This is a genomic window from Idiomarina sp. UBA3162, assembly GCF_002364475.1.
Lineage (GTDB): Bacteria > Pseudomonadota > Gammaproteobacteria > Enterobacterales > Alteromonadaceae > Idiomarina.
In genome coordinates this window covers 100,995-118,669 of the sequence record NZ_DEYI01000019.1, presented here as the reverse complement: position 1 = coordinate 118,669, position 17,675 = coordinate 100,995, and the positions used below count along the sequence as shown (strand labels likewise).

Genomic DNA, 17,675 nt, shown 5'->3' with positions numbered 1-17,675 from the left:
TGATGAAGTGCGGTCATTGGCCCACAAGACTCAACAGTCAACGGTCGAAATTGAAGAAATGGTTTCAGCCATAAACGAATCCAGTGACCGTTCAGTTTCTACTATGAAGCAGAGTCTCGAACGCGCTGCCAAAACACTCGATATCGCGCGTGAGGCTGGGACTGCGTTGAAGCAAATAGCGACCGCCGTGAGCGAAATCAATACGCACAATACGTCGATTGCGAGTGCATCAGAAGAACAAGCAAACGTAGCGCGTGATGTTGATAAGAACTTAGTCAGTATTCGCGACTTATCTAATTCCACCGCCTCAGGTGCTGAGCAAACCAGCGCTTCGAGCCAAGAGCTATCGCGGTTAGCGGTTGAGTTGAATAATTTAGTCGAGCGCTTCAAAGTGTAAGACTCAATGTGCGGGGATAGATGTCCCCGCACAATTTTTAATCGCCTAGAGACCATAAGTAAAATAAGTATAGAAAATAGCCACCATCATCCGTATAAATTAGACGAATATCACACCCCACTCTAAGCTGAATCTGTGTTAACAAACTACTAACATCAGGTTCAGGTTATGACATCTCGACTTTCATTTAATGCGAAATCAGTGCCCCATCAAGCGCGCTTATTTACGCCACAATTTATGTCCTATTTTGCCGACTTGTGCGAACGCTTCATGCCACGTCATGCAGAATTGCTAGATACTCGGTCAAAAAGACAACAGCGTATCGATGCAGGCGAACTACCCGACTTTGATCCGAGCACCCAAACCATTCGCGAGGGCGATTGGCATATTCGCCCATTACCCAAAGATCTGACTCGTCGTCGCATTGAAATCACCGGTCCGGTTGATCGTAAAATGGTTATTAACGCTCTCAACGCCAATGTTGACTGCTATATGGCCGACTTCGAGGACTCCCAATCACCGACTTGGGATGGATTGCTCGACGGCCAAGTTAATTTAATTGACGCCAACCGCAACACGCTGAGTTACCAAGACCCTAAGAGCGGCAAAGCATACAACGTGAACCCCAACCCCGCGCTGTTAATTGCGCGGGTACGTGGATTACATCTGCCAGAAAAGCATTTGTGCTTTGAAGATACGCCCGTGCCGGGCGCTCTGCTTGATTTTGCATTGTATTTTTACCACAACTATCGCGTCCGATTAGATGAAGGTACGGGCGTCTATTTCTATTTGCCCAAATTAGAACACAGTAGCGAAGCACTGTGGTGGAGCGACGTGTTTCACTACTCGGAACAGCGTTTTCAGCTCAAGCCGGGTACCATTCGTGCCACTGTACTTATCGAAACACTACCAGCCGTTTTTCAGATGCATGAAATTTTGCATGCACTTCGTGACCATATCGCAGCCCTCAATTGCGGTCGTTGGGATTATATTTTTAGTTATATAAAAACCCTGAAAAACCATCCTGACCGAGTGCTCCCTGATCGCCAGCAAGTCACCATGTCTAAGCCGTTCCTTAACGCTTACTCTCGCTTACTGGTATATACCTGCCACAAACGGGGCGCGCTCGCAATGGGCGGTATGGCGGCGTTTATTCCGAGTAAAGATGCCAGTGAGAATGAACAAATTCTCGCTAAAGTCGCCAAGGACAAGCAGCTCGAGTTTGATAATGGCCATGATGGTACTTGGATTGCGCATCCTGGACTTGCCGACACCGTTAGCGCGATATTTGTAGACCAGCTCAGCGGCGATAATCAACTGCATGTCTTGCGTGAGCAAGATCACGCCATCACTGCATCACAGTTACTCACCCCATGTGACGGTGAGCGCACTGAGGCAGGCATGCGCACCAATATCCGGGTTGCATTGCAATACATCAGCGCTTGGCTCGATGGCCGCGGTTGCGTGCCTATATACGGATTGATGGAAGATGCTGCCACCGCAGAAATTTCGCGGGCATCAATTTGGCAGTGGATCAAACACGAAAAATCCCTCAGTAACGGGACTTCTGTCACTAAGGCTCTATTCAAACAATTCCTCGCCGAAGAAGCAGCGAAAGTGAAACAAGAAGTGGGCGAATCAATGTGGCAACAGCAGCCTTTTGATAAAGCCGTCGCGTTACTCGAGGACATCACAACTGCCGATGAGTTAGTGGAGTTCCTCACACTGCCCGGCTACCAACAACTTGATTAATTAACCAGACAACAGGACAACATCATGACTTTATCAACACAACAAGCAGAACAAGCTAAAGCGCTTGAGCAAAGCTGGAAAAACGATGCCCGTTGGGCACAGGTTAAACGCCCCTATAGCGCCGAAGAGGTGGTAAAGCTTAGAGGCTCATTGCAAGTGCAACACACATACGCGCAACACGGTGCCGACAAACTATGGCGCTTGATTAACGGTGAAGCTCAGCAAAAGTTTGGCAAAGACTACGTCAATGCACTCGGCGCTTTGACCGGTGGTCAAGCGGTTCAACAAGTCAAAGCGGGATTACAGGCGATTTACCTCTCCGGCTGGCAGGTTGCAGCTGACAATAACTCGTCACGCAATATGTATCCTGATCAGTCGCTCTATCCGGTCGATTCTGTACCAACTGTCGTTGAGCGCATCAACAACTCGTTTGCTCGTGCTGACCAAATTCAATGGTCAAAAGGTATCAGCCCAGATGATGAGCAATACATTGACTATTTTGCGCCTATCGTCGCGGATGCCGAGGCAGGCTTTGGTGGGGTATTAAACGCCTATGAATTGATGAAGCGTATGATTCAATGTGGTGCGGCGGGCGTGCACTTTGAAGATCAGTTAGCGTCAGTTAAAAAGTGCGGCCATATGGGTGGTAAGGTTTTAGTACCTACCCAAGAGGCGGTGCAAAAACTCATAGCAGCGCGTTTTGCGACCGATGTTGAGGGCGTACCTACGTTGATCGTAGCACGCACCGACGCCAATGCCGCCGACCTGCTAACGTCGGACTTCGACGATAACGATAAACCATTCGTTACCGGTGAACGCACCGCTGAAGGTTTTTACCGTGTGAAACCCGGTATTGAGCAAGCTATTTCGCGCGGTCTTGCTTATGCGCCTTATGCGGATTTAATTTGGTGTGAAACAGCAAAGCCTGACCTCGACGAGGCACGTCAATTTGCCGAGGCGGTGCATGCTAAGTATCCGGGCAAACTCTTAGCCTACAACTGTTCACCTTCGTTTAACTGGAAGCGCAACCTCGACGATGCCACTATCGCGAAGTTCCAACGCGAACTGGCTGCCATGGGCTATAAGTTCCAGTTCATTACCTTAGCGGGTGTTCACAACATGTGGTATCACATGTTTGAGCTCGCACACGACTATGCTCGTAACGATATGTCAGCGTACGTTCGCCTACAACAGCAAGAGTTCGATGCAGCAGAAAAAGGTTATACGTTCGTGGCTCACCAACAAGAAGTTGGAACTGGCTACTTTGATTCACTCACTAATGCGATTCAAGGCGGCAGCTCATCTGTCACCGCATTAACCGGTTCAACTGAAGAAGATCAGTTTAAAACGACCGCGTAAAGCGTAAATCGGCAGCGTACGGGAAGATATCTTTAATCACCCCCTCCTTGATATCTTGCTGGCGCTGCCGCCAATACATCGGGTCGACCAACTCGGGGTGAGCACTTAACAGGAGTTCGCGGTAGCGTGGTTGTGGCACCGCGAATATAGCCAACTGTTCGGGAAACACATCGTCCGGCGCAAAAGACACCTCATGGTCGGCTTTCGCAAGGGATTTGAAATTCATATCAGTGAGATAACGCACTTCGTCATAATCGTAAAAAACCACGCGCTTGTGGCGTGTCACGCCGAAGTTCTTGAGTAGCATATCGCCAGGGAATATATTCGCTGCGATCATATCTTTAATCGCACGACCATAGTCATCGATAGCCGCTGCCTGTTCAGCCTCACTGGCATACTCTAAATACATGTTGAGCGGTATCATACGACGCTCAACAAAACACTGGCTAATCACCAGCAAATCGCCTTCGAAACGAATACTGCTGCCAACGGTCGCTAGCAGCTCATCCATTAAGTCATCAGCAATACGGTGTTTAGGGATCGCCACGTCAGAGAACTCGAGCGTATCTGCCATGCGTCCTACACGGTCGTGTTGTTTAACCATGCGATAGCGTTCGACCACCGTACTACGACCGAAGCCTTTGGTATCGCCTAGCTCGTCCTTAATCACTTTAAACACGTAAGGGAACGATGGGAGTGTAAATACCGTCATCACCATTCCTTTTACCCCAGGGGCTGCGCTAAGTTGCTCATTTGAGTTAGCAAGTTGCCTTAAAAAGTCGCGATAAAACTCGGTCTTAGCCTGCTTATGAAAGCCAATTGAAGAATAGAGTTCGGAAAAAGTCTTACGTGGCATGAGTTGTTTCAAAAAACGCACTAATGCCGACGGTGCCTCGGTTCGCACCATAAAATACGAACGCGCAAACCCAAATATCGCCGCCATTCTGTCCGACTGGGTAATAAAGGCATCCACATACAACCGTCCTTCCGGGTTAATCAAGATGGGTACAATGAACGGATAGCTGTGTTGCTGAGTGACTATACGGCCAACTACGTAGGCTGCTTTATTTCGATAAAAGGGCGTTTTCAGTACATCGATACGCACTTCGTGCGGTTCTACTTCGTCTTCTATAGCACGTTGCAAAAAGGTGGCACGCAGCTGTTCGACATCATGCTTAAGATTCTCGAAGGTATCCCCTAAGCCTAAATCTAAAAATAGCTGCTCTAATGTTTGAGTGAAGCCTTGATAGACAGGGAAATAAGACTGATAAACGTGCTCAATAGGAACCGGGGTACGTTCCTCTAGCGTCGACTCGACAAAAATAAAGGCATTATGAAAGTACTGACGTTCAAACGCACTACAGAACACCGAATTATAAAAAGTTTCGGCTAAATCCGCTTGCGGATGAAACTGCAACAGCGACTGGTAGCGTTGCCGAACGCTCAACCATAAGGCTTCATCAAATTGCGTTTGATACTGCAACAACTCATCGCTGGTTAGCGCCACTTGCTTGTCATAGTAACTTATCCGCTCTGCCGCCGCGCCAATCACGTCTTGCCAACGTTGCGCTAAAAAGCGTTCAGCAGCGCCCTGCGTAAGCAGTTGGAAACGACTAAAGTGACTGTGAAAGCCCGCTAAGATAAGTCGTGCAAGTTCATCGGCTTGGTTTAAATCAGTACTCATTCAGCTTTTTCTCACGGTTGATATATCTGCTTACATTCTTACACACATCAAAATACAACCCTTTTCTCTCTTATAGCGACTTATTAATCAAGTTAAATCAGAGGGAACCTTATGACTAAGATATCAGACACCAGCGGACAAGACGTTGTTCGCGCACCTAAAAAAACACCTTGGATCAAATGGGGGATGGGCGGTATTGCCGCTGCGGCCCTTATCGCTGTGAGTATTCCGATGCTCACCACCTGGTCTTCAGCCGAGGCGGCTGTAGAGTCAAGTGAGCTGCGCTATGCAACCGTAGAGCAAGGCAACTTTACGCGCGATGTATCGATTCAGGGCAAAGTGGTTGCTGCCGTGAGTCCCACTTTGTATGCGCCAGCTGAAGGGGTGATTACTTATCACGTGGGAGCAGGCGATGCGGTGGAGCAAGGCCAAGCATTGGCGACCATCGAAAGTCCCGAGCTAAAAAGCAAGCTCGAGCAAGAACAGGCGAGTTTAGCCAGCTTAAAAATGGAACTGGACCGCCAGCGCATCAACTCCAAAAAAGCCGCTTTAGAAAATCAAAAATTAGTTGATTTAGCACACGTCACCCTGACAGCCGCGGATCGCGAAAAGCGCCGTGCTGACAGAGCTTGGGAAAAGCAAGCCATCAGCGAAATCGACTATGAAAAAGCGCAAGACGAATTAGATAACGCGCAAGTCGTGTATAAGCACGCGGTGCAGGACGCCAAACTCAATAGCGAGAGCTTGGCTTTCGATATTCAGTCGCTGCAACTTAAAGTGGACCGCCAACAATTACTCGTGAATGAATTGCAACGTCAAGTCGATGGTTTGACTATCGCTTCGCCAGTTAACGGTATTGTGGGTAACTTAGAAGTCGATCAAAAGAATCAAGTCGCCAAAAACCAAGCCGTGTTGGGTGTTGTCGACTTATCAGAGTTTGAGGTTGAACTCGGTATTCCAGAAAGCTACGCCGATGACCTCGCCATTGGTATGGCGGCTGAAATCAATTACAACGGCCAACTCCATAAAGCCACTCTCGTCGCGGTTTCGCCTGAAATTCGCAATAACGAAGTCATCGGCACATTGCGTTTCAGCGAAGACACACCCGCGGGGCTGCGCCAAAACCAACGTTTAACAAGCCGCATTATTCTCGACCAAAAAGACGACGTGATGACTCTGCAGCGGGGACCTTTCCTGCAGAATCAAGGTGGTCGCGTTGCTTACGTGGTTAGCGACGGTATCGCACTAAAAACGCCTATTCAAACAGGCGCTAGTAGCCTATCAAAAGTGGAAATCATTTCGGGTCTGAAGGTCGGCGATCGCGTCATCATTTCTGATACTCAATCATTCAACGGTGCCGAAAGCGTCGTTATCAATCAATAAGGAATACACCATGCTTGTAATGAACAACATCACTAAAGTATTTCGTACAGAGACTGTCGAAACACACGCACTTAAGCAATTTAGTCTCACCGTTAATGAAGGTGATTTCGTTGCGGTCACCGGCCCTTCAGGCTCTGGCAAAACGACCTTTTTAAATATCGCAGGTTTGCTCGAGTCGTTTGATGACGGCGAGTACACGCTTGACGGGCGCTCAGTTAAGAACCTTAACGACAAGCAACTCTCGCAACTGCGGAACGAAAAAATTGGCTTTATCTTTCAAAGCTTCAATCTCATCCCAGATCTCAATTTATTTGATAACGTCGACGTGCCACTGCGCTATCGCAAACTGAGTAAAGCTGAGCGCAAAGAGCGTATCGAACATAGCTTAGATGTCGTGGGTCTCGCCAACCGTATGCGTCACCTGCCATCACAACTCTCGGGCGGACAACAACAGCGCGTTGCGATCGCTCGCGCATTAGCGGGAAACCCGTTGTTTCTACTCGCCGATGAACCTACCGGTAACCTCGATAGCAAAATGGCCGACAGTGTCATGAGTTTGCTCGAGGAAATTAATCAGTCTGGAACGACGATTGTCATGGTCACCCATGACTTGTCACAAGCTGAACGTGCCCACCGCCATATTCAAGTGCTCGATGGGCAAGTCACCGAGCAAAAGCGCGTTGCCCCTGAACTCACCACAGTGAATGCATAGGAGACGCTTATGTGGTTATATTATACTCGACTTGCTTGGCTCAGCTTAAAACGTCATCCGCTGTTATCACTACTCATGAGCGGTGCTATTGCATTAGGCATCGGTGCTGCCATGACGACAATTACCATCAATTATTTAATGTCGGCGGATCCTATTCCTGAAAAAAGCGACCGCTTGTTTTATGTACAGTTAGACAATTGGTCACCTAATGAACCCTATGATGAGCCCAATGAGCCACCCGATCAGTTGACGTACACCGACGCAACCGCACTAAAAGCGCAAGCGCCTGCTCAACTGCAAACCGCTTTAGCGCAGTCGGGTGGTGTTATTGAACCACAAGGCTTGGGTAAAGAACCGTTCTTGGCACGCTTGCGCCTCACCCACAACGACTTTTTTACCATGTTCAATTCACCCTTTTTATATGGTCAAGGCTGGAGCGATAGCGCAGATGAAACGGGCGACAGAAGCATCGTGCTGAGCAAAAATGCCAATGAGGCGATCTTTGCTGGCGAAAATTCAGTGGGTCGCACAGTCAGGTTAGAAGGTAAAGAATTTCGTGTGGTCGGCGTGCTCGATGAATGGGTACTTAAACCTCGTTTTTACGATGTCACGACCGGTGCGTTTAACGAAATGGAAGATGCTTACGTACCGTTTAAGGTGAAAGAAACCATGGAGCTTCCCAACAGCGGCAATACGAACTGCTGGAAGATGCCCGAGGGAGAAGGCTTTAAATCATTTTTGACCTCTGAATGCGTGAACTTTCAATTTTGGGTGCAGCTCAACAGCGCGCAAGAACAACAAGAGTACATGAGTTTTCTCAACGCGTATGTCGAAGAACAAAAGAAACTCGGTCGCTTTCAGCGTCCTCTGAACAATCGGCTTACCGATGTCATGGGCTGGATGGAGCATGAGAATGTGGTTGATGACGATGCTGAAGTGATGATGTATCTGTCGCTTATGTTCTTAGCCGTATGCTTACTGAATACTATCGGGCTATTACTGACCAAGTTTAGCTTTAAAACCGGCGAAATCGCACTGCGACGTGCGGTAGGCGCAACCCGCATGCAGCTCTATCAACAACAGTTGGTAGAAACGGTATTCATTGGCGTTGCTGGCGGTATCGGTGGCCTTATTTTGGCCGCATTAGGTCTGCTGGGTATTGAATACTTATACGGTGATCAGGTCAAAGATCTTGCCTCACTCAACCTGCCGCTGCTGGGTATCGGTATTTTGCTCGCCATCATAAGCAGTGCATTGGCCGGTGCCTACCCAACCTGGCGCACTTGTCGTATTCCGCCTGCTTCACAACTTAAATCAGAGTAATTAAGGAGATAATTATGAGTCAGATAGGACCCATTTTCAGAGCTCTGATGCGCAATAAAGTCGGTGCCCTGCTCATCGCACTACAAGTGGCTGTGACCATGACTATTATCGTCAATGCGATACACCTTATTAATGCCCGCGGCGATCTCATGGGTCGTTCATCAGGCCTTGATGAAGCCAACCAGCTTTACGTGACCAGTGTCGGCTATGCCAATGATTTTGATGCGCCGTACGTGATCGATACCGACTTGGACGGCATCCGCCAACTCCCGAGTGTGGATGATGCGGTACAGATTAATGCGATCCCGATGAGCAACGGTGGCTGGTCAATGGGCTTACAAACCAAAGCCGGTGAAGGCGAAAACTCGGTGCCAACGGCGCTCTATATGACCGATGAACACGGACTTAATACGCTCGATGTTGAGTTGATTGCTGGCGAGAACTTTAAAGCCACCGAAATCAGTTATCGCGATCGCAACACTCGGGATTGGCCGCAGTCGGTAATACTGACCGAAGCGTTAGCAAAGAGTCTGTTTCCTGACTTGAGCCCAACAGAAATCGTTGGCCAAACGGTTTACATTCAAAGTAATGAGCCGTTGACCATTATCGGTATTATGGATCATTTACAAGCCCCATGGACAGGCTGGACAACGGTCAATCACTCAATGCTAGTACCGAACAAATTCGACTCGCCTTATTCGCGTTATCTGGTGCGAGCTAAGCCTGGACAACGCGAACAAGCCATCGAGCAAGTTGAACAGTTTATGAAACAACGCGAAGTAGGTCGTATGGTCAGAGAAACTGAAACCATGACTCAAGTGCGTATGGATAGCTATCGCGGCGACTCTGCGTTACAAGCGATTCTGTGGACCATCATTGTCGTACTCTGCATCATCACAGCTTTGGGTATTGTCGGCTTAGTCAGCTTTTCGATTAACCGTCGCCGTCGCCAAATTGGCACACGTCGGGCACTCGGCGCTCAAAAAGCGGACATCATGAGCTATTTCCTCACCGAGAACGTGATGATTACCAGCGTGGGTGTGATACTGGGCATCGCTGGCAGTGTTGCGCTCAACATGTGGCTTGTTTCGAGTTTTAACTTACCAAGGTTGAGCTATATCTACTTACCCATTGCCATGATAGCCATGTGGACAATCGGGCTCATCGCGGTATGGGGGCCTGCCTTGCGCGCTACGCAAATATCGCCCGCTATTGCAACTCGTAACGTATAACACTAGCGTTACACATTCATAACATTTATAATCCCGATACATGCTTTGTATCGGGATTATTGCGTTTTATGAACACCATCAAGGACATCGACCTTAACCTCTTAGTTTATCTAGACGTGCTGTTGCGAGAACGCAACGTCACCCGCGCAGCAGCACAATTGAATATTACTCAACCGGCCATGAGTAATGGGTTAAAACGTTTACGTAACCTCCTCAACGATCCGATTTTAGTGCGAACCTCCGACGGCATGACACCCACTCAAAGGGCTTTAGACATGCAGGAGTCATTGCGCACGGTGCTCTACTCTGTGGAAGAAATGATCCAGCCCGTACGTGAGTTTGATGCCCCCACCAGTAAGCGCGTTTTTCGCATCATGGCGTCCGATTATGCAGCTTCAACACTGATGCCGCGATTACTCAGTCAGCTTGAAGAGCAGGCACCTCATGTATCCTTAGATATCATGACACCAAGCGACATCAGTTTTCACGACGTTGAAAATGGTAAAGTCGACTTAGCCATTAATCGCTTTGAAAAACTACCACAGTCGTTTCATCAAAAAGTACTTTGGCAGGATGAATTCTCTTGTCTCATCCATCGTGAGCATCCGCTACTAAATAGCTACACGTTAGACGAATATTTAAAAGCCCAACACGTATGGGTATCAAAAACGGGGTTTGGCGTGGGTGTCGGTATGGACCCTCAAGACGTACAGAAGCTGGGCTGGGTTGACGAAGCTCTAGCAGAGCTAGGTAAACGTCGACAAATTAAAGTATTTACCCGCAACTACCACGTCGCTATGTACCTGGCTCGACAAGGACTGATTGCCACGCTGCCGACCCGAGCAGCCGCGCTATACAAAGACGACGATCACTTGGTCACAAAAGAGCCACCGTTTCGCATTCCTGGCCTGACCTTGACCATGATCTGGAGTCCATTGCTACAGCATGATGCGGGGCATCGTTGGTTCCGCCAACTGGTCGCTGATACTGCAGCAAACGAAGCCTTTTGATGAAGGATTCGACAATAAGCTCCACTGTTGTATAGTGGGGCTACAAGCAATCGATAAATAATGTCATGGTCGAGAAACTCGAGAATATCCTCTTGCAGGTTTCTAAGTCGCCTATTATCGACGAAGGAAAACTCGAAGAAGCTACCCAGTTGATTATAAAATCAGTCATTGAAGGGCTTGATATTAGTCGTGTTGGCGTCTGGTTGTACGATGATGAAAGCGCCTGCATTACCAGTCAGTATTTGCTAGACGCAAATAAAGGTGAACAATCGTCAGCGACCATCTGCGCCACCGACTTCCCCAATTACTTTAATGCACTCAAGCAGGAACGTACCATTATCGCTAATCGCGCGATTGAGCATCCTGCGACCTCGGAACTTAAAGCTTACCTGGAACAGTTTGGTATCGTAGCGATGCTTGATGTACCACTACGCCATAAAGGTAAAATGATAGGTGTAATGTGTTGTGAAAGCATCAAACCCGAGCGTCAATGGAGCGGTGATGAAGTCGCATTCGTCGGCATTCTCGCTGATATCTATGGTCGCGCTGTCAGTGCAGCAGAACGCGTACGATATGAACAGCTTCTCATAAAACATAATGAAGATCTCGAACAACGCGTAGCAGAACGTACGAAATCGCTAGAAGACGCACTCAGTAACTTTAAACAGGCCCAAGATCGCCTCGTTGAAACGGAAAAAATGGCCGCTTTAGGAAAGCTGGTAGCCGGCGTTGCACATGAGGTCAATACGCCACTGGGCATTGCCGTTACAGCCACGACACACTGCGAACACCGTCTAAAAAAACTCAAACAAAGCTTTGATGAGGGCAAAATATCCCGCAACGCGCTCACGCAATACATCAATGACACGCTGGATGCATACACCTTAATGAATAGCAATTTAGAGCGCGCGGCAAGCCTCATTCAGAACTTTAAGAAAACCGCGGTAGACCAGTCGAGCTTTGAGCTGGTCGAGTGCTCATTAGGTGACTACATTAGCTCACTTGTGATCAGCTTACGCCCGATGGTGAAGAAGAAGAAAGTCACTATCCAAACGCACTGCGAGCAAGAACTCACCATAAAAACATACCGGGGTGCACTCGCTCAAGTAATCACCAACTTAATCAGTAATTGTGCTGAACATGCCTTTAAGACCCCTGATGAAAACCATCAAATTGATATTTTCGTAGAAAAAGAAAATGCTGATGCGGTGGTGCGGATTATCGATAATGGCGCAGGAATCGCACCTGATATTCAGCATAAGATATTTGAACCGTTTTATACCACGGCTAGGGATGATGGTGGTTCGGGGTTGGGTTTGTCGATCGTCTACAACCTAGTACAACGTAAGTTAAATGGAACCATTGATGTGCAATCGCAACTAAATAAAGGAACCACTTTTACTGTGCGTTTGCCCAATATCATCGACTGAACATGAGAGTGAAAGAAGTATCATGCTACAAAAATTAAAAACCTGGTTAAGTACCCGTGTCGCGGATGAAAGTGACACGCGTCCACATTTCGGCAGTTTAGATGCGAACGAGACACTGAGCGTTATTTTAATGATGGAAATTGCACTGGCTGATGGCAAGTTCGAGCAAAGCGAACATGACTACTTAGTCCGTGAACTAAAACGTGACTTCGACCAAGCTAAAGAAGCTGCAGACGAAATCATCACCCACGCCAAACTGCATGTCCGCGATGCAGCCTCGCTGCAAGAGTCAACCGCCCCGCTCAAAGCACTCGCATACGCAGACAAAGTCGTACTGCTTGAGTCGCTATGGGAAGTCGCCTATGCCGATGGTGAGCTCGACCCGTTAGAAGAAAGCATGTTGCGTAAACTTGCCGACTTACTATATATCGACCATTCAGATTATATTCGTTGTAAGTTAGCAGCCCAAGAGTCGGTTGGATGAGAACTTACCACTGGCTTTTACTCATCGGCGTAACCGCCTTTGGACCGCCCCTAGCGAATTCAAAGGACGCGCTCACTGTTGGTTTAGCTAAAGGCTACGAGCCTTATCAGTTTATTGACGACAAAGGCCTCGCAAGCGGTTTTGATATTGATGTTGCAAAAGCCGTTTTTGATAAGCTAAAGCTCAATTACCAGTTTAGTGCATACAGTTGGGATGATGTCATGAGCCTGCTGCGCCACAATGCGATTGACGTCGCGGTAGGAGCAGAGATAAGTGCAGCTCGAATGCCCTATTTTTTATTTACTGAGGGGTATTATACCCGCCAACCCGCGTTGCTCACACTGGCAGATAACACACAAGTACAACGAGTGAAGGATTTGATCGGTCAGCATATCACTGGCGACCGCCACTCTTCCCTGGAAGCCTACCTCAGTCAACTGGGTCTAAAAACCCAGTTCCGGATCGAACAAATGGAATCGAAAAAAGAGGCAATATCTGCCTTAGCCAAAGGCAACGTGAAAGCTGTGATTATGCCTAAGCGCGTTGCGTTTTATCTTGCCAATAAGATCGGCATCAAGCTGAAAGTGCTATGGCAGTCTCCACAACCCACGCAAGTGGCTTTTGGCGTGTCGAACAATAACCCTGATTTAGTCAATCAGATTAATGATGCCCTTGATGCACTGCGTGCCGACGGCACTTTGCAACGCATCAAGGACAAATGGTCGATTAATGTCCCTGTTGATTAGCCGCTTCTAACTCGTCGTGCAAACGCTGAGCTTCATCTGCACGCGGTTTGGTAAAGCGCGCTAGCCAAAGGTATAGAACGGGCGTTAGATATAACGTAAACACGGTAGCCAAACCTAGGCCGCCGAATACGACCCAACCAATTGAGTTACGCGCTTCTGCACCCGCACCGGTTGATAGAATCAGTGGCAATCCACCTAAAATGGTTGAGACCAAGGTCATCATAATAGGACGTAAGCGGATAGATGCCGCTTGCTCCACCGCATCACGCACCGAAAGTCCACGGTCGCGCAATTGGTCCGCGAACTCGACCAACAATACCGAGTTTTTCGCCAACAACCCGATTAACATCACCAAACCTATTTGCGAGTAAATGTTGAGTGAAATACCTGTAAGCGCCAAGGCATAAATCGCTGCAGCAATACCAAAAGGCACCGTCAACATCACCACGAAAGCACTATTTACACTCTCAAATTGAGCAGCGAGTACTAATAACACAATCAAGAATGCCAAGATGTATGTCATCGCCACTTCGCGATTCGTGTCTTCAAATGTTTGTGCTTCGCCCAAGAAAATAAGTCCCATACTATCAGGCAACACATCCTGAGCAATCGCACGTAGCTCGTCGGTCGCTTCAGATAATGGATATTCTGGCGGAATTTCAACTTCAACCTCAATAGCGCGCCGTTGAGCATGTCGCTCGAGTTCTGCAGACACCCCTTCCTCGACAATTTCAGCCACACTTGAGATAGGCACTAGCTCACCTGATGTCGACGACACATAGAGATTCTGCATGTCTTGTGGCGACTTAATTGAGCTTAAACGGGTCTGTAAAATCACCGGGATTTGCTGGTCGCCTACATTAAGATCGGCCACGTCATCGCCGTTGATAGCCGCACGCAATGTCGACGAAACGTCATTTAACGATACGCCTAGCTCAGCGGCTCGACGGCGATCAATTTTAAAGCGCAACTGCGGCTGCGTGGGTTGATATGAAATATTGGGGTTGGTGTACGTTTCAGAGCGTTCTTGAATCGCCGCAGTGAACTTCCGTGCAGCTTGGAAAATATCGCCATAGCTCTCACCCGTAATGGCCATCTGCACGGCACCGCCGCCTTGGCCGCCGCGAACATTTAACGAATTGCTGCCAAACGCACGCCCGGGCGCGCCAGGGTTTTGTCCGAGTGGCCCGCGTATTTCGTTGATCACTTCCTGTTGCGTGATATCGCGTTCTTCCCACGGGTACATATTCGCCGTGATAAAGACGATATTCGGGTCCCACTGCCCCACCACAGTATAAAGCGTCTCGAACGCGCCTTCCTGTTGATAGGGGATTAAGACTTCCTCAAGTGCACGTGCCTGACGATCCATAAAGTTAAGGCCAACACCATCGGGACCCCGCGCAAAAATACGCACGACGCCGCGGTCTTCATTCGGTAGTAGCTCACTAGCCACTTTATCATAGACAAATACAGCGCCGGTAGCCGCTACCAAAGATAGCGCAACAATCAACCATGACGTATTCAACGCAACTTTAAGCGTGCGTTCATAGCCCGTCTTGAACCAGTGCCCGACAGGACCGAAAATATTATTTTTTCCGGCATTTTTCGGTAATCGCGCGGTAAACGCAGGCACAAGTGATAAGGCTACAAATGAGGATATGACAACAGCGACCGCTAACACGCCACCAAACTCTCGGAATAAGCGACCCGCAGTCGATGGGAGAAACGCGATAGGTACAAAAACTGCTGCCAACACGGCTGTTGTTGCGACAACGGCAAAGAACACCTCACGCGTGGCGAGTACCGCTGCAGCTCGACTACCTAACCCCATCGAGCGCCGCCGTTGAATGTTTTCGGCGACAACAATCGCGTCATCGACAATAAGCCCCGTGGCAAGCACCAATGCTAACAACGTGAGAATATTGATAGAAAAGCCCATCAACCATATCGCGGCAACTGCGCCGAATAACGCAACCGGTATCGATAATGCGGGCACGATGGTGGCACGAAACGAGCCAATAAAGACCCACAGCGTGGCGACAACCAACGCGATGGTAATTGCCAAGGTAGTGACCACTTCAGCGACTGATTTACGAATAAATAGCGCATCATCGTTAGTCACTGTCATTTCCATATCGGGAAAACGGTCGCGCAAACGCTCAAGCATCGCTAACGCTTGATCCGAAATCTCAATAGTATTTGAGCCGGCTTGGCGAATCACACCAACACCAACCACAGGTTTTCCGTTTAAGCGAACGAAGCTATCCGCATCGGCAGGACTAAAATAGGCTTGCGCTACATCACCGATACGGGTATCGCCGGAGATAATAATATTTTCAACTTGCTCGGCATTAATCGACGTTGCATCGGCACGAATAATAATACGTTGATCCGTTGAGCGTAAGCTCCCTGCAGGCACGTCAAAAGGTGCCTGACGCAATGCGTCGGCAACATCAGTCACCGAAAGCCCGAAACTGGTCAAACGCAGGGGATCGAGCGCAACGCGCAGCACGCGCTCACGAGCACCGTTCAGACGAACATCCGCCACGCCCTCGATAGACAAAAACTCGGGCGCGAAATCTGTCTCTAATCGACGTGTTAGTTCCTCTAAGCTTAAACTTTCACTCGATACGGCAATATCCAGAACTGCACGCGCATCATCGTCTGCTTTTACAACGTTTACTTGCTCAACGTCTTCGGGTAGTTCGCGCCTAACTTGGTTAACCGCCTCGCGAACTTCGGCTGCCACGACATCAAGGTCAACACTCGGCTGGAACTCAACCACGGTGCGAGCAGAGTTTTCTTCTGACTGCGAACGAATCGATTTCACGCCAGACACACGGGCTGCAGCTCCCTCTAAGATACTCGTTACTTCAGCATCAACGGTTTCTGGCGCTCCCCCCGGTAGCGTAGCCCGAACGGTCACTACAGGTTGGTCTACATCGGGTAATTCACGTACTTCGACACCCATAAGTGCCGCGATGCCAGCAAGCGCAATTAAAATGTTGAGTACAACAATGAGGACGGGCCGACGTATTGAGACTGACGGTAAGTCATTACCCTCATGTGCCGGTAGCTGTTGTTTGTCAGACATTACTCAACCACCTCTTCAGTGCCCGTATCCAACTCACTCATCTCATATTTAATAGGCTGACCATTACGAAGACTCTGAACACCTTCAACAATCAATGTATCGTCGCGGTTGATATCCCCAGAAACAAGAACGCGTCCTTCTAAACGTTGTTCGATCTGAACCTCAATGCGTTTTGCCTTACTATCTTCTGCAATCCATATATAAGGATTATCTGCGCCCCACGAGAGCGCAACTTCTGGAATTGAAGCAAACTCTTCGCCTGCGAGTTCTATCGCTGTGCGAAAACTGGTACCGGGCAGGAAGTCGTCGTTTTTATTATCAACTTTCGCACGCGCTCTGAACATGCGCGTCGTCGGATTAATACGGGAATCGAGTTCTACAATTTCAGCATTGACAGGCTGTCCTGAATAGCGCCAAGGCTCGACTTCAAGTGTCACGCCCGGCTTAAGTAAATAGACCGCGGCTTCAGGGATTTGAAAATTAATGAGCAGCGTATCGCGATCGTCTATTGTCGCGATTTGCGTCTGTTCATTGATACGGTCGCCTTCTTCAACATCGGTGATACCCACGATACCATCAAAGGGTGCGATAATCTTTCGATCAGCTATCTCGGTCTCTACGCGATCGACTTCTACTTCTGCCAAATCACGCAACAAGATAGCATTATCAAGCTCCGATTGTGGCACCGCACCTTGTTCGAAGCTTTGTTTTAGACGTTCTACTGTGCGCTCGGCATCTTTTAAACTGATTTGTGCCTGTCGCAAAGCAACTTGCTCACGTCGGTCATCAAGTTGCACGAGTAAGTCGCCCGCTTGCACACGATCACCCGGTTCAAAATTAACCTGAGTAACACGTTCACTGACCGGTGAAAATAGCGTGACAGCACGCTGCGCTTCGGCCGTACCAACAGCTTCAACGCGATTTTTTTCATTTTCAAATTGAACCGGCGCAACATTAACGAGTGCTTCACGCGCACCGTAGCTCTGAGCGGTTGCTCCAGCCGATGCAACCAATAATGAGACTAACGCAGTAACCTGCAAACACCATGTAAAACGTTTCATAATTCCCT

General features: G+C 48.6%; 14 protein-coding genes. 11 read left to right on the top strand and 3 right to left on the bottom strand.

Translation table 11 applies throughout. The features are described 5' to 3' along the window. From B2X00_RS02810 to aceA, 3 genes are all read left to right on the top strand, one after another. A partial coding sequence (locus B2X00_RS02810; protein ID WP_290486023.1) for a methyl-accepting chemotaxis protein occupies positions 1 to 397 on the top strand: 397 nt, incomplete at its 5' end. Between the two features lie 168 nt (positions 398 to 565). Continuing rightward, positions 566 to 2,149 carry a malate synthase A gene (aceB, locus tag B2X00_RS02805; protein WP_290486022.1) on the top strand — a complete coding sequence of 528 codons (1,584 nt, stop codon included), beginning with the start codon at positions 566 to 568 and terminating at the stop codon, positions 2,147 to 2,149. Between the two features lie 24 nt (positions 2,150 to 2,173). Next, entirely contained in the window at positions 2,174 to 3,508 is a 1,335-nt protein-coding gene (aceA, locus tag B2X00_RS02800) for an isocitrate lyase (protein ID WP_006956281.1), read from the top strand. Here aceA and aceK read toward each other — a convergent pair. Further along, on the bottom strand, positions 3,492 to 5,192 hold the full coding sequence (gene aceK / locus B2X00_RS02795; RefSeq protein ID WP_290486021.1) for a bifunctional isocitrate dehydrogenase kinase/phosphatase: 1,701 nt from the start codon (positions 5,190 to 5,192) through the stop codon (positions 3,492 to 3,494). The two genes, aceA and aceK, sit on opposite strands and share 17 nt — an antisense overlap. A 111-nt stretch (positions 5,193 to 5,303) precedes the next feature. Between aceK and B2X00_RS02790 the strand changes: the two genes are divergently transcribed. The 8 genes from B2X00_RS02790 (at position 5,304) to B2X00_RS02755 (ending at position 13,512) form a co-directional block, all read left to right on the top strand. After that, on the top strand, positions 5,304 to 6,575 hold the full coding sequence (locus B2X00_RS02790; RefSeq protein ID WP_290486020.1) for an efflux RND transporter periplasmic adaptor subunit: 1,272 nt from the start codon (positions 5,304 to 5,306) through the stop codon (positions 6,573 to 6,575). A 10-nt stretch (positions 6,576 to 6,585) separates the two neighbouring features. Beyond that, positions 6,586 to 7,287, top strand: a complete 702-nt coding sequence (locus B2X00_RS02785) for an ABC transporter ATP-binding protein (RefSeq protein WP_290486019.1) — start codon at positions 6,586 to 6,588, stop codon at positions 7,285 to 7,287. Positions 7,288 to 7,296: 9 nt separating this feature from the next. After that, positions 7,297 to 8,610 (top strand): ABC transporter permease, encoded by a 1,314-nt coding sequence (locus B2X00_RS02780; RefSeq protein ID WP_290486018.1) that lies wholly within the window; start codon positions 7,297 to 7,299, stop codon positions 8,608 to 8,610. A gap of 14 nt (positions 8,611 to 8,624) precedes the next feature. Next, the gene (locus tag B2X00_RS02775) at positions 8,625 to 9,842 is read left to right on the top strand and encodes an ABC transporter permease (RefSeq protein ID WP_290486017.1); all 1,218 of its coding nucleotides are present in this window, start codon (positions 8,625 to 8,627) and stop codon (positions 9,840 to 9,842) included. Positions 9,843 to 9,910: 68 nt separating this feature from the next. Next, the gene (locus B2X00_RS02770) at positions 9,911 to 10,852 is read left to right on the top strand and encodes a LysR family transcriptional regulator (protein ID WP_071464094.1); all 942 of its coding nucleotides are present in this window, start codon (positions 9,911 to 9,913) and stop codon (positions 10,850 to 10,852) included. Between the two features lie 65 nt (positions 10,853 to 10,917). Further along, positions 10,918 to 12,282, top strand: coding sequence for a GAF domain-containing sensor histidine kinase (locus B2X00_RS02765; RefSeq protein WP_290486016.1), 1,365 nt, complete (start codon positions 10,918 to 10,920; stop codon positions 12,280 to 12,282). 22 nt (positions 12,283 to 12,304) lie between these two features. Then, positions 12,305 to 12,766, top strand: coding sequence for a TerB family tellurite resistance protein (locus B2X00_RS02760; RefSeq protein ID WP_290486015.1), 462 nt, complete (start codon positions 12,305 to 12,307; stop codon positions 12,764 to 12,766). Continuing rightward, on the top strand, positions 12,763 to 13,512 hold the full coding sequence (locus B2X00_RS02755; protein ID WP_290486014.1) for a substrate-binding periplasmic protein: 750 nt from the start codon (positions 12,763 to 12,765) through the stop codon (positions 13,510 to 13,512). Before B2X00_RS02760 ends, B2X00_RS02755 begins: the two co-directional genes overlap by 4 nt. Here B2X00_RS02755 and B2X00_RS02750 read toward each other — a convergent pair. After that, positions 13,493 to 16,606, bottom strand: coding sequence for an efflux RND transporter permease subunit (locus B2X00_RS02750; protein ID WP_071464098.1), 3,114 nt, complete (start codon positions 16,604 to 16,606; stop codon positions 13,493 to 13,495). The two genes, B2X00_RS02755 and B2X00_RS02750, sit on opposite strands and share 20 nt — an antisense overlap. Continuing rightward, entirely contained in the window at positions 16,606 to 17,667 is a 1,062-nt protein-coding gene (locus B2X00_RS02745) for an efflux RND transporter periplasmic adaptor subunit (protein WP_290486013.1), read from the bottom strand. The genes B2X00_RS02750 and B2X00_RS02745 overlap by 1 nt, the downstream gene beginning before the upstream one ends. Positions 17,668 to 17,675 lie beyond the last annotated feature (8 nt).